The 12,499-nt window shown below is 71.6% G+C and carries 13 protein-coding genes and 1 pseudogene; 5 read left to right on the forward strand and 9 right to left on the reverse strand.

Annotation, left to right across the window (positions count from 1 at the left end; all coding sequences use genetic code 11):
- Positions 1 to 20 precede the first annotated feature (20 nt).
- From ACVDFE_RS06270 to ptsP, 3 genes are all read left to right on the forward strand, one after another.
- Positions 21 to 935 (forward strand): substrate-binding domain-containing protein, encoded by a 915-nt coding sequence (locus tag ACVDFE_RS06270; RefSeq protein WP_360393814.1) that lies wholly within the window; start codon positions 21 to 23, stop codon positions 933 to 935.
- Positions 932 to 1,807 (forward strand): ribokinase, encoded by an 876-nt coding sequence (locus tag ACVDFE_RS06275; RefSeq protein WP_458429847.1) that lies wholly within the window; start codon positions 932 to 934, stop codon positions 1,805 to 1,807. Before ACVDFE_RS06270 ends, ACVDFE_RS06275 begins: the two co-directional genes overlap by 4 nt.
- A gap of 109 nt (positions 1,808 to 1,916) precedes the next feature.
- Positions 1,917 to 3,548, forward strand: coding sequence for a phosphoenolpyruvate--protein phosphotransferase (ptsP, locus tag ACVDFE_RS06280; protein ID WP_458429848.1), 1,632 nt, complete (start codon positions 1,917 to 1,919; stop codon positions 3,546 to 3,548).
- Here ptsP and ACVDFE_RS06285 read toward each other — a convergent pair.
- On the reverse strand, positions 3,545 to 3,943 hold the full coding sequence (locus ACVDFE_RS06285; protein ID WP_360393822.1) for a Rid family hydrolase: 399 nt from the start codon (positions 3,941 to 3,943) through the stop codon (positions 3,545 to 3,547). The genes ptsP and ACVDFE_RS06285 overlap by 4 nt on opposite strands.
- Positions 3,944 to 4,013: 70 nt before the next feature.
- Between ACVDFE_RS06285 and ACVDFE_RS06290 the strand changes: the two are divergent.
- Both ACVDFE_RS06290 and ACVDFE_RS06295 read left to right on the forward strand, forming a co-directional pair.
- Positions 4,014 to 4,464: pseudogene (locus ACVDFE_RS06290) on the forward strand (MarR family winged helix-turn-helix transcriptional regulator).
- Positions 4,465 to 4,517: 53 nt separating this feature from the next.
- Positions 4,518 to 5,186, forward strand: a complete 669-nt coding sequence (locus ACVDFE_RS06295; protein ID WP_458429849.1) for a hypothetical protein — start codon at positions 4,518 to 4,520, stop codon at positions 5,184 to 5,186.
- Here ACVDFE_RS06295 and ACVDFE_RS06300 read toward each other — a convergent pair.
- From ACVDFE_RS06300 to ACVDFE_RS06335, 8 genes are all read right to left on the reverse strand, one after another.
- Positions 5,183 to 6,034: a LysR family transcriptional regulator gene (locus ACVDFE_RS06300; protein ID WP_360393831.1), complete on the reverse strand. Its 852-nt coding sequence runs from the start codon at positions 6,032 to 6,034 to the stop codon at positions 5,183 to 5,185. The genes ACVDFE_RS06295 and ACVDFE_RS06300 overlap by 4 nt on opposite strands.
- Positions 6,031 to 7,047 (reverse strand): hypothetical protein, encoded by a 1,017-nt coding sequence (locus tag ACVDFE_RS06305; RefSeq protein ID WP_360393834.1) that lies wholly within the window; start codon positions 7,045 to 7,047, stop codon positions 6,031 to 6,033. The genes ACVDFE_RS06300 and ACVDFE_RS06305 overlap by 4 nt, the downstream gene beginning before the upstream one ends.
- Positions 7,032 to 7,505 (reverse strand): RNA polymerase sigma factor, encoded by a 474-nt coding sequence (locus tag ACVDFE_RS06310; protein ID WP_360393836.1) that lies wholly within the window; start codon positions 7,503 to 7,505, stop codon positions 7,032 to 7,034. Before ACVDFE_RS06310 ends, ACVDFE_RS06305 begins: the two co-directional genes overlap by 16 nt.
- 67 nt (positions 7,506 to 7,572) lie before the next feature.
- A complete protein-coding gene (locus ACVDFE_RS06315) occupies positions 7,573 to 8,751 on the reverse strand; it encodes a glycine C-acetyltransferase (RefSeq protein WP_360393839.1) in 1,179 nt (392 codons plus the stop codon).
- Positions 8,751 to 9,782, reverse strand: a complete 1,032-nt coding sequence (gene tdh / locus ACVDFE_RS06320; protein ID WP_360393841.1) for an L-threonine 3-dehydrogenase — start codon at positions 9,780 to 9,782, stop codon at positions 8,751 to 8,753. The genes ACVDFE_RS06315 and tdh overlap by 1 nt, the downstream gene beginning before the upstream one ends.
- Before the next feature lie 36 nt (positions 9,783 to 9,818).
- Entirely contained in the window at positions 9,819 to 11,273 is a 1,455-nt protein-coding gene (locus ACVDFE_RS06325) for an SDR family oxidoreductase (RefSeq protein ID WP_458429851.1), read from the reverse strand.
- Between the two features lie 37 nt (positions 11,274 to 11,310).
- A complete protein-coding gene (locus tag ACVDFE_RS06330) occupies positions 11,311 to 11,847 on the reverse strand; it encodes a DUF1707 SHOCT-like domain-containing protein (protein ID WP_458429853.1) in 537 nt (178 codons plus the stop codon).
- Positions 11,844 to 12,491: a response regulator transcription factor gene (locus ACVDFE_RS06335; protein ID WP_360394807.1), complete on the reverse strand. Its 648-nt coding sequence runs from the start codon at positions 12,489 to 12,491 to the stop codon at positions 11,844 to 11,846. Before ACVDFE_RS06335 ends, ACVDFE_RS06330 begins: the two co-directional genes overlap by 4 nt.
- Between the last annotated feature and the right edge of the window lie 8 nt (positions 12,492 to 12,499).

The following is a 12,499-nucleotide window of genomic DNA, read 5'->3' on the forward strand; positions in this document are numbered from 1 at the left end:
AACAGGTAAGGAAGACACCAATGAAGGTGACCCGACGGATCGCGCTGACCCTGGGTGCCGCCGCGCTGCTGGCGTCCGGGTGCAGTGGGACCGGTGCGTCCGGAGGCCAGATCACCATCGGCCTCGCCGTGTCCACCCTGAACAACCCGTTCTTCGTGGAGCTGCAGCAGGGCGCGCAGGCGATGGCGGACAAGCTCGGCGCCAAGCTGACCGTGGTCGACGCGCAGAACGACGCGACGAACCAGGTCAACCAGGTGCAGACGCTGGTCACGCAGGGCGTCAAGGCGATCATCCTGAACCCGGTCGACTCCAAGCAGTCCGCCCCCGCGGCCAAGGCCGCCGAGCAGGCGAACATCCCGCTGATCTCGGTCGACCGCGCCGTCGAGGGCAAGGTCGCGGCCGAGGTCGCGTCGAACAACGTGCAGGGCGGCAGCCTCGCGGCCATCGAGCTCGGCCGTGCGGCCTCCGGCGAGGTCGCGCACCTCAGGGGCATCTCCGGCGCGTCCGCGTCGCGTGACCGCGGTCAGGGCTTCGAGCAGGGCCTGAACAGCGGGAACATCAAGGTCGTCGCCACCGCCGTGGCCGACTTCGACCGCGCCAAGGGCCTCAACGAGACCACGAACCTGGTGCAGGGCAACCCGAACATCAAGGGCATCTTCGCCGAGAACGACGAGATGGCGCTCGGCGCGATCAAGGCCCTCGGCGCCCGTGCCGGCAAGGACGTCATGGTCGTCGGCTTCGACGGCACGCCCGACGGCCTGAAGGCGATCCAGGACGGCACGCTCTACGCGACCGTCGCCCAGCAGCCGAAGGTCCTCGGCGAGAAGGCCGTCGAGCAGGCCGTCCACGCCGCGAAGGGCGAGGCCGTCCAGCAGGTCGTGGACGTCGAGGTGAAGGTCATCACCAAGCAGAACGTGGCAGAGTTCCTCAAGTGACGAACACCCTGCTGGTCCTCGGGTCCGCCAACGCCGACCTCGTCGTCGAGGTCGGCCGGCGGCCCGCCGGCGGTGAGACCGTGCTCGGCGGCGACACCGTCGTGCTGCCCGGCGGCAAGGGCGCGAACACCGCCGTCGCCGCCGCTCGCGCCGGTGCGCCGGTCGCGCTCGTCGGTGCGCTGGGCGGCGACGGGTACGGGTCGCTGCTGCGCGACTCGCTGGAGTCGTCCGGTGTGGACACCGCGCTGGTGAAGACGTCCGAGCGGCCCACCGGGATCGCGTACATCACCGTGACGCCGGACGGCGAGAACTCGATCGTGGTCTCGCCCGGCGCGAACCTGGACGTGTCGAAGTCCGAGGTGGACGCGCTGTCGTTCGACGGCGTGCGCGTGCTGGCGTGTTCGCTGGAGGTCCCGCTGGAGACCGTGAGCCACGCGATCGAGGCCGCCGCGGCCGCCGGTGTGCGGACGGTGCTGAACCTGTCGCCGGTCGCGCCGCTGCCCGCCGCCACGCTGGAACGGCTGAGCGTGCTGGTCGTCAACGAGCACGAGGCCGCCGAGCTCGCGCCGACGTGGCAGGGCCTGCTGGAGCTCGGTCCCGAGGCGGCGATCGTGACGCTCGGGTCGCGTGGCGTCGCCGTGGTCGCCGAGGGCGGAACGGTCGAGGTGCCCGCTGTCGAGGTGGCCGAGGTGGTGGACACGACCGGTGCCGGTGACGCGTTCGCCGGTGCGTTGTCGGCCCGGCTCGCCGCGGGCGACACCCTGCCGGACGCCGCGCGCTACGCCGTGAAGGTGGCCGCCCTGTCCGTCACGAAGGCCGGCGCGCAGCCGTCCTACCCGACCGCGGCCGAGGTCAGCGCCCTGCCGGAGTGACCTCTTGCGTTAAGACCACATGACGAGCGTCGCGGCGTTCCGCGCCCTGCGGCTGGATTGGTCACACTGAGCTGTCCTCAGAATCCAGCTGAAGGGTATGGTCTAGACCATGTCGAGCGCGCGGCTGAGCGGTGTCGGTGTGAGCAGCGGCCGGGCTTCCGGTCCCGTGGTGCGGGTCGCGGAGGCCCTGCCGGAACCCCCGACGGGACCGCGACCCGCGGACACCAAGGACGAGGCCTCCCGCATCCGCCCGGCCACCGAGGTCGTCGCGCAGCGCCTGATGGAGCGCGCGAAGACGGTCGAGGGCGACGCCCGCGCCGTGCTGGAGACGACCGCCGCCATGGCCGGCGACCCCTCCCTGATCAAGGCCGCGGAGAAGCTCGTCGTCGACGAGTCGCTGCCCGCTGCCCGCGCGGTGCACCAGGCCGCGCAGAAGTTCGTGACCGCGTTGCAGGCCGCCGGCGGCTACATGGCCGAACGCGCCCGCGACGTGCAGGACGTCCGCGACCGCGTGGTGGCCGAGCTGCTCGGCCTGCCCGCGCCCGGCGTTCCCGACCTGGCCTCGCCGTCCGTGCTGGTGGCCCGCGACCTCGCGCCCGCCGACACCGCGGGCCTCGACCCGTCGAAGGTCCTCGCGCTGGTCACCGAGGAGGGCGGCCCCACCTCGCACACCGCGATCCTCGCCCGTTCCCTGGGCATCCCCGCCGTCGTCGCGTGCCGCGGCGTGCTGGCGCTGGACGTCCCCGCGCTCGACGTCGACGGCGACACCGGCGTGGTGCGCGAGTCCGACGGCAAGGTCCGCGCCGCCGGCACCGGCCAGAAGGCCGTGTGGAACGGCGTCGGCGTGCTGAAGGACGGCCACCGCGTGAAGGTCCTCGGCAACGTCGGCTCCCCCGCCGACGCCGCGGCCGCCGCTGCCGCCGGAGCCGAGGGCGTGGGGCTCTTCCGCACCGAGTTCTGCTTCCTCGACGCCGCGGAGGAACCGTCCGTTGCCGATCAGACCGCTGCTTACGAGGCTGTTCTGGCGCCGTTCCAGGGCAAGCCGGTCGTCGTGCGCACCCTGGACGCGGGTGCCGACAAGCCGCTGGCGTTTCTGAGCCCCGACCCCGAGCCGAACCCGGCCCTCGGCGTCCGCGGCCTGCGCGTGGCGTTCGACCGCCCCGAGGTCCTGGACCGCCAGCTGGAGGCGATCGCGGCCGCAGCGAAGTCCACCGGCGCCGACGTCTCCGTGATGGCACCGATGGTCGCCACCGCCGCCGAGGCAGCCTGGTTCGTCGAACGCGCCCGCGCCGCCGGGATCGCCCGTGCCGGCGTGATGGTCGAGGTCCCGTCCGCCGCGCTCTCGGCCCGCGAGATCCTGCAGGTCGTCGACTTCATCTCCATCGGCACCAACGACCTGGCGCAGTACGTCTTCGCCGCCGACCGCCAGCTCGGCGGCGTCGCCGCGCTGAACGACCCCTGGCAGCCCGCGCTCCTGCGCCTGATCGCCCTGGTCGGCGAGGCCGCCACCGCCGCCGACAAGCCCGTCGGCGTGTGCGGCGAGGCGGCGGCCGACCCGCTGCTGGCGTGCGTGCTGGTCGGCATGGGCGTGACGTCGCTGTCGATGAACCACACCGCACTGGCCGACGTCGGCGCCCGCCTCGCCACCTCCAGCCTCGACATCTGCCAGCTCGCGGCCCGCGGCGCACTGACCGCCCACGACCCGGCCTCGGCCAAGCTCGCCGCCCGCGCCCCGCACTAGCCCACCGCGGTCACACGGATCTCCACGCGCATCTTCGGGTGACCGAGGGCGGTGACCCCGCTCTCGGTCCAGATCGGCGCGCGCTCGCCCATCCGCGCGCGGAACTGCTCGACCATGACCCGGTTGTGGTCGTCGAACGTGTCGTCGCCCAGCACGTGGTACGAGTTCACGTGCACCACGTCCGCCCAGCTCGCACCGGCGGTCTGGAGCGTCCGCTCGACGTTCTCGAAGGCCTGCACGATCTCCGCTTCGAGGCTCTCCGGAAACTCGAACCCGTCGTCCCAGCCACCCTGCCCCGAGGTCTCGACCCGGTCGCCGATCCGCACGGCCTGGCTGTAGTGCATGTTCTCGCGCTGCGTCTCGCCGTACCCCGGCGTCGCGAAGAACTCCGGCATGTCCCGCTCCTTTCACTTCACGCTTGAAGTCAACCGTACACGACTTCAAGCGTGAAGTAAGCTGCCGCCCATGGAGTGGCTGAACGCCGACGAGAAGGACGCCTGGACCGGCTTGATCTCCCTGGTCCTGCTGCTCCCCGGCCGCCTGGAGGCCCCGCTGCAGTCCGAGGCCGGCCTGTCCCTCTTCGACTACCTGGTCCTCAGCCACGTCTCCGAGGCCCCGGCCCGCACCATCCGCATGAGCGAGCTTCGCCCACCTCGCGAACGGCTCCCTCTCCCGCCTGTCCAACGTCGTCAAGCGCTTCGAACAGCGCGGCTGGGTCACCCGCGCCCCCGACCCCGACGACGGCCGCTACACCCTCGCCACCCTCACCGACACCGGCTACGACGTGGTCGCCGCCGCGGCCCCGGTGCACCTGCGCAGCGTGCGCGAACACGTGCTCGACCCGCTGACGGCGGCGGACCGGGAGGCGTTGACGCGGATCGCGGCGAAGCTGCGGGTGACGATCCCCCCGCCCTAGCGACCACCGGATCGGGTGACAACGCCGGGCCGCGGTCACGGCGTTTGAGTCCCATGACCGACTGGATCACCAAGAACGGCAGACGCATCCCGCTCAACGGCGGCGGCAAGAAGGGCGCGGGTGTCGTGGTGGCCGGCGCGCTGGCCTTGAGCGTCGCCGCTGGTACCGGCTCGCTCTCCGTCGGCGGCGCGGGCTCGGCGGAGCTGGGCTCGGGAACGTCGTCGGCACGGCTCGGCCCGCGCAAAGCGGAAGGGCAGAAGGCCGCGCGCAAGGGCGACACCGGCGGTGCCTGGCAGCGCCTGGGCATGCGACAGCTCAACCGCACCGCCCGGCAGCAGGCCGAGTGCGTGGCGGCGTCGTTCGGCGAGGTGCGCGAGTTCTTCACCCGCAACCGCTGCACCTCGCTGGACCGGGTGCTGTTCGCGGTCACCGACGGAGCCGGGAACACGGCGGTCGTCTCGGTCGTGTGGGTGGGTCTCGCGTCCACCGGCGACGCCCGCGCGTTCGAGTCCGTCATGGCCCGGCACGGCAGCGGTGACGTCCACCCGCTCGGCGCCGCGTTGCTCGGCATGGCCGACATCCGCTTCACCGGCCTGCGCTACGGCAGCGACCGCGACGGCAAGCGCGTGACCATCGCGGAGGCCGAGACCGCCACCGGCCGCATCGACCACGACACCCTCGACGCGCTCGCCGAGGTCGCCGCCCACCTGCCGCCGGTCTAGCGGCCTGCGGCCCGTTGCAGCTCCCGGAGCACCGTCTGCACCAGCGGGTGCTCCTCACTGCCCCGCCGGACCGCCGCCACCACCCGCCGCAACGGCGCCACGCCCGCCACCGGCACCCCGGCGATGGCGTTCCGCGGCGCCAGCGCCACCCCGGCACCCGCCGCCACCAGCGCCTCGATGGCGCGGAAGTCGTCGGACGTGTGGCGGATCCGCGGTGCGAAACCGGCCTGGGCGCAGGCCATCTCCACGACGTCCCGCAGCGGGTTGCCGGGCAGGGTCACGACCCAGTCCTCGTCGGCCAGCGCGGCCAGGTCGACCGGGCCGGTCAGCGGGTGGCCCGGCGGCAGCACCACGTCGAACGGCTCGGTGTAGAGCGGGAAGCACGTGAAGCGTTCGGTGGTGCGGTGTTCCTCGGTGATGGCCACGTCGATCTCGCCGTCCAGCAGCAGCCGCACGCTCTCGTGGCCCTCGGCGTCGCGCACCGACAGGTCGATGGACCGCTCCCGCAGCGCCGCCAGTGCCGGGGCCACCACCTGCGTGATGGCCGAGGCGAACGACGCCACCGCCAGCCGACCGGCAGAGCCCGAGGCGAGGGCGTCCAAAGTGGCCTGTGCGCGTTCCAGCTCCGCCGCGACGACGTGGGCGTGCGCGACGAGCAGCTCACCGGCCGGGGTCAGCGACACCCGGCGGCCGTAGCGGCGCAGCAGCGGGTGACCGGCCTCCGACTCCAGGGCCGCCAGCTGCTGTGACACCGCCGACGGCGTGAGGTGCAGTGCGGCGGCAGCGGCGGTCACGGTGCCGTGGTCGGCCAGCGCGCGCAGGACTCGGAGGCGTCGCGGATCGATCACCGCTCAATGATGGGGGATTCCACTCCGCCGTTCACGGGCACGTCCCGCGGCAGGATCGGGTCGATCGACGTGCTGTCCAGCAGGAGGTACTTCTCCTCCGCGATCGGCATGCCCGCGGGGAGGCCGAGCTGCGCCGTGGTGAGCACGTCCCGGCGTTCGACCGGCAGCCCGGTCTCCGGGTTGACCACCAGGCGGGTCTCGACGTCGGAGAACTGGAAGGTCGGCGGCGCGGCGATCGCCACGGCGACGCCCCTGCGGTCGGCGCCCACCGGGACGTCGGTCAGGAAGCGCACCCCGTCGAGGGTCTTGAGCAGCTCGAACACCGCCCGCCGCTGGGCATCGCTCACGTTCGCGGTCATCAGGTCCATCGCGAGCGTCGCGGTCCGGTACGCGTCCTCGGTGCCGACCAGGGACTCCAGCACCTTCCGCAGCTCCACCGGGTCCGTGGGCAGCGAGCTGAACGAGTCGAGCCGCACAGGGCTGTGCAACGACATCTGGAACCCGGACACGGCGGCCTTCTGCACGGCGGGCTTCATCGGCCCGATGCGCACGGAACGGGACCCGCCGATCTGGGGTGCGGTGGCCGGCTTGCCCGCCGCGGTCCACCGCTCCTCGTCCTCACTTGAATAGGGCGACACCTCGCCGTCCTTCTGCACGACCGCGACCTCGGTGTCGGCGTTGAGCCACCGGTCCGTCTTCGACTCGAACTCCACGAGGTACGGGTTGGTCGGCTCGCCGACGCGCATCAACGACCAGTGCTGCGTCAGGACGTGCCACCACCGCGGCGGCTCGGCCGGTCGCGCGGGGTCGACGGGCCGCGGCAGCAGCACGACCACCAGCGCGATCACCCCGGCCACGACCAGCGGTGGGGCGAACCGGAGCACGAACTGCCGCTTGGCCGGCCTGTCCCTCGGCAGCGCGGTGATGCGGGCCAGGTCGCGTTCCGCCCGCGCGGGGTCGACCTCCGGTGTCGGCGGCTTGGCCCTGGCCAGGCTCTTCATGAGGTCTTCCATGACTCCCTCGCACGGTCGGAGTTCGGTGCCGAGAGAGCGGCCTGCAACCGCCGTCGGGCTCGGTGCAGGCGCACGAAGAACGTTGCCGTGGTGCACCCGAGCACCTGCGCGGCCTCCGCGGCGCCCAGGCCGTGCCACGCGATGAGCGTGAGCACCTCCTGGTCGGCGTCGGACAGGCCCGCGAGCGCCGCCCGCAGCTCGACCACCGCGAAGGCGTCGTCACCCGGCAGGTCGGCGAGCTCGTAGTGCGTCGTCTGCCGGCGCGCCTCCCTGACCAGGTTGCGGGCGATCCCGATCAGCCACGGCAGCGCGTTCGCCGGCATGCGGTCGAGCCTGCGCCAGGCGATCGTGAAGGTCTCGCTGGTGATGTCCTCGGCGAGCCGCGACCCGGCGTGGCTCGCCACGTAGGCGAGCACCCGCGGGTAGCACTCGCGGTAGACGGCGGAGAAGTCCTCCACGATCGCCCCTCCCTCTTCACGAGGTAGTGCGCAGACCGTGCCGATTCTTACTGCGAGGTGACCCGGATCACATCTTTGCGCGAGCGGCGACGAACGCGTCGACGGCGCGGTTCACGTCCTCCGTCGAGTGCGCGGCCGACATCTGCGTGCGGATGCGGGCCTTGCCGTGCGGCACCACCGGGTAGGAGAAGCCGATCACGTAGATGCCCTGCTCCAGCAGCAGGTCGGCCAGGCGGCCGGCCTCCGCGGCGTCGCCGATCATCACCGGGATGATCGGGTGCTCGCCGGGCAGCAGGTCGAAGCCCTCCTCGGTCATCCGGCGGCGGAACAGCTCCGTGTTCGAGCGCAGCTGGGTGAGCAGTTCCGAGGACGACGACAGCATGTCCAGCGCGGCGATCGCGGCGGCCGTGATCGACGGCGCGAGCGAGTTCGAGAACAGGTACGGCCGCGACCGCTGGCGCAGCAGCTCGACGATCTCCGCGCGACCGGACGTGTACCCGCCGGACGCACCGCCCAGCGCCTTGCCCAGCGTGCCGGTCACGACGTCGACCCGGTCCTGCACGCCGAACAGCTCCGGCGTGCCGCGACCGGTCGGCCCGGTGAAGCCCACCGCGTGCGAGTCGTCGACCATGACCAGCGCGTTGTACCGCTCGGCCAGGTCGCAGATCTCGTCCAGCGGCGCGAGGTAGCCGTCCATCGAGAACACGCCGTCGGTCGCGATGAGGCGGTAGCGCGCGTCGGAGGCGTCCTTGAGCTGGCGCTCCAGGTCGTCCATGTCGCGGTTCTTGTAGCGGAACCGGCGGGCCTTCGACAGCCGCACCCCGTCGATGATCGACGCGTGGTTCAGCTCGTCGGAGATGATCGCGTCCTCGGCGCCCAGCAGCGTCTCGAACAGGCCGCCGTTCGCGTCGAAGCACGAGCTGTACAGGATCGTGTCCTCGGTGCCGAGGAACGACGAGAGCTTCGCCTCCAGCTCCTTGTGCGGCTCCTGGGTGCCGCAGATGAACCGCACGGAGGCCATGCCGAAGCCCCACTCGTCCAAAGCGGACTTCGCGGCCTCGATGAGCCGCGGGTGGTCGGCGAGTCCCAGGTAGTTGTTGGCGCAGAAGTTCAGCACCTCGTCACCGGAACCGACGCGGACGGCGGCGTTCTGCGGGGTCGCGATCACTCGCTCGGCCTTGTAGAGCCCGGCCTCCCGGATCTCCCCGATCGTCTTGACCAGGTCGTTCTTCAGCTCGCCGTACATCAGGCTCCCGTCCAGTCGAGGATGACCTTGCCGCACTTGCCCTCGCGCGCCGTGGCGAACGCCTCGGCGTGCTGCGTGTGGTCGTACCGGTGCGTGATCACCGGTGCGAGGTCGAGGCCGCGCTGCAGCAGCACGGTCATCGAGTACCAGGTCTCGAACATCTCGCGGCCGTAGATCCCCTTGATGTGCAGCATCTTCAGCACGACGCTGCTCCAGTCGACGGGGAACTCCTCCGCGGGGAGCCCCAGCATCGCGATGCGGCCGCCGTGGGCCATGTTCGCGATCATGTCGCGCAGCGCGACCGGCTTGCCCGACATCTCCATGCCGACGTCGAAGCCCTCGGCCATGCCGAGCTCGGCCTGCGCGTCGGCGATCGACTTCTCGGCCACGTTCACCGCGAGGTCGACGCCGACCTTGCGGGCCAGGTCCAGGCGGTGCTCGGAGATGTCGGTGATCACGACGTTGCGCGCGCCCGCGTGCTTGGCGACGGCGGCGGCCATGATCCCGATCGGACCGGCGCCGGTGATGATCACGTCCTCGCCGATCACCGGGAACGACAGCGCGGTGTGCACGGCGTTGCCGAACGGGTCGAAGATCGCGGCCACGTCCAGGTCGACCTGCGTGCGGTGCACCCACGCGTTCTGCTCGGGCAGCACCACGTACTGCGCGAACGCGCCGTCGGAGTGCACGCCCAGGCCACGCGTGTTGGCGCACAGGTGCCGGCGGCCCGCCTTGCAGTTGCGGCACGTGCCGCACACCAGGTGGCCCTCGCCGCTGACCAGGTCACCGACCTTCACGCCGGTCACCGAGCCGCCGACCTCGACGACCTCCCCGACGAACTCGTGCCCGAGGACCAGCGGCGCCTTGATGTTGGCCGCGGCCCAGTCGTCCCACGAGTCGATGTGCAGATCGGTGCCGCAGATGCCGGTGCGCAGGACCCTGACCAGCACGTCCGTCGGACCCGGCGTGGGGTCGGGGACGTCGGTCAGTTCGAGTCCAGGCCCAGCGGCGACCTTGACGAGAGCCTTCATGCGGGAAGTCTCACCCTTTGCTGCTTGTGCAGTCCATCAGGACTTTCTGAAGTTCTTGTGCAGCTCAGCTTCATTGGCGATGTTGCGCACCATGCCGCCGAACACGATGCCGTGGAAGGGGTAGACGGCCCACCAGTAGAGGTGTCCGACCAGCCCCTTGGGCACGAACACGGCACGTTGGCGGTAAGTGGACCCGTGTCCCTCGTTGCCCGCCACTCGAAGCTCCAGCCAGGCCTTCCCCGGCACCTTCATCTCGGCGCGCAGCCGCAGCAGCCGACCGCGCTCGATCTCCTCGACGCGCCAGAAGTCGAGCGCCTCCCCGACGTGCAGGCGGTGCGGGTCCCGCCGCCCGCGCCGCAGCCCCACCCCGCCGGCCAGCCGGTCCAGCCAGCCGCGCACGGCCCACGCCAGTGGGAACGAGTACCAGCCGCGCTCACCGCCGATGCCCTCCACGACCTCCCACAACCGCTCGGGCGTGGCGTTGGTCCTGGCCTCGCGCTCGTCGGTGTAGACAGAGCCGCCGGACCAGTCGGGGTCGGTCGGCAGCGGCTCGCTCGGCGCACCCGGTGTGGACGCGCCCGACCAGCGGGTCTCCACGTCGGCGTCGCGGATCTTGCTCAGCGCGAGCTCGACGGCCCTGTCGTAGCCGATGTTCTCGCCGGGCAGCACCGCGCGGATGTCGTTCTCCCGGCACACCACCTCGTGCACCAGCGACTCGATCAACGGCTTCGCGATCGACTTCGGCACCGGCGTCACGACGTTGACCCAGTGCGAGGACAGACCGGGCGTCAGCAACGGCACGGGCAGCACGCGCCGCTTCGGCAGCCCGGCGACCTCCGCGTACCGCATCATCATCTGCAGGTACGTCAGCACGTCCGGCCCGCCGACGTCGAACGTCCGGTTCTGGTCCTCCAGGGTCGTCGCCTCGACCAGGTACCGCAGCACGTCCCGCACCGCGATCGGCTGGATCCGGTTGTGCACCCACCTCGGCGTGACCATGACCGGCAGCCGTTCGGTGAGGTAGCGCAGCATCTCGAACGACGCCGAGCCCGACCCGATGATCATCGCGGCCTGCAGCACCACGGCCTGCACCGGCGAGCGCAGGAAGACCTCGCCGACCTCCTTGCGCGAGGCGAGGTGCGGCGACAGCTCCGTGCCCTCCGGGTGCAGCCCGCCCAGGTAGACGATGCGCCGGACGCCCGCGCGCTCCGCGGCCGCCGCCGTGTTCTCCGCGGCCTCGCGGTCGGCGTTCGCGAAGTCCTTCGAGTGCAGCGAGTGCACGAGGTAGTGCACGACCTCGACGTCGCGCATGGCCTCGTCGAGGTCGCCGAGCACGTCACCGCGCACGACCTCGACGTCAGCGGCCCACGGGACGTCGCGCAGCTTCTCGGGCGAACGCACGAGGCAGCGGACCTCGTGCCCTTCTGCCAGGAGCCGGGGCACGAGCCGTCCGCCGAGGTACCCGGTCGCACCGGTCACGAGACAACGCATGCCTCGATCCTGCGGGGTACCGGGTGTTCGCGCAGATTCAGCGCTTGGAGCGCTTGATCACCACGGTCCCGCCGCGCACCGCGCCCCTGAGCCGGAAGCGCGGGCTGCCCGCGGTGCTGCGGACCTTGTCCTTCACCTCGCCCGCGGTGACCTCGACGGCGTCGGCGTCGACCGCGGCCCCGGCGGGCAGCAGCAGCTTCACCGTGCCGAGCGACACGTCCAGGTCGACGGTGACGACCGGCGGCACCTCGGCGGCGGTGAAGTCGAGGTTCGTGGTGCCGAGGGTGTTGCGGATGACGAGCTCGTTCGGCACGATCCAGTGGCCCTTGCGGGTCGTGGTGCTCATCGTGCTCTTCAGCTCGGTGCGCTCACGGGCCACCTCGGTGTTGACCATGCCCGGCAGGTCGACCAGCACCACGTTCAGGTCGGCCCTGGTCACGGCCGCCAGCGCGGTGTCGGTGCGGGTGGTGAACTCGTCGAGCGTGATCATGCCGCGGCCGACTGCCTTGTTCAGCAGGCCGACGACGTGCTCGCGCTCGGCGTCGGACACGCGCAAAGCTCTGGGGTCTGTCATCTCTCTGCCTCCGGTTCGCTGTCGAGACCGTGCTCGATGGCATAACGCGCCAGCTCCACCCGGTTGTGCAGTTGGAGTTTCCGCAAAGTCGACTGGACGTGGTTCTCGACCGTGCGGTGGGAGATCACCAGGCGGTTGGCGATCTGGCGCGCGGTCAGCCCCTTGGCCACCAGCCGCAGCACCTCGGTCTCCCGTTCGGTCAGCTGCGGCTTCTCCTCCGCGTCGTCGGGCGCGGCGGCCATCCGCCGGTACTCGCCCAGCACCAGGCCCGCGAGACCGGCGGTGAACACGGCGTCGCCGGCCGCGGTCCGGCTCACGGCCTCGACCAGCTCCTCTGCGGACGCGGACTTCACCAGGTAGCCCGACGCGCCCGCCTTCACCGCCTGCAGCACGTCGTCGTGCTCGCCGCTCGCGGACAGCACCAGCACCCGCGTCTCCGGCAGCTCACCGGTGATCATGAGGGTGGCGTCGACACCGGACAGCTCACCCAGGTTGAGGTCCATCAGCACGACGTTGGGCCGCACGGTCTTCGCGATGCGCACGGCGGAGGCCGCGTCACCCGCGGTCGCCACGACCGAGAAGCCGCGCTCCTGCAGATCGCGTGCCACGCCCTCGCGCCACATCGGGTGGTCGTCGACCACCATCACCGAGA

The sequence above is a fragment of the Lentzea chajnantorensis genome (assembly GCF_054300775.1).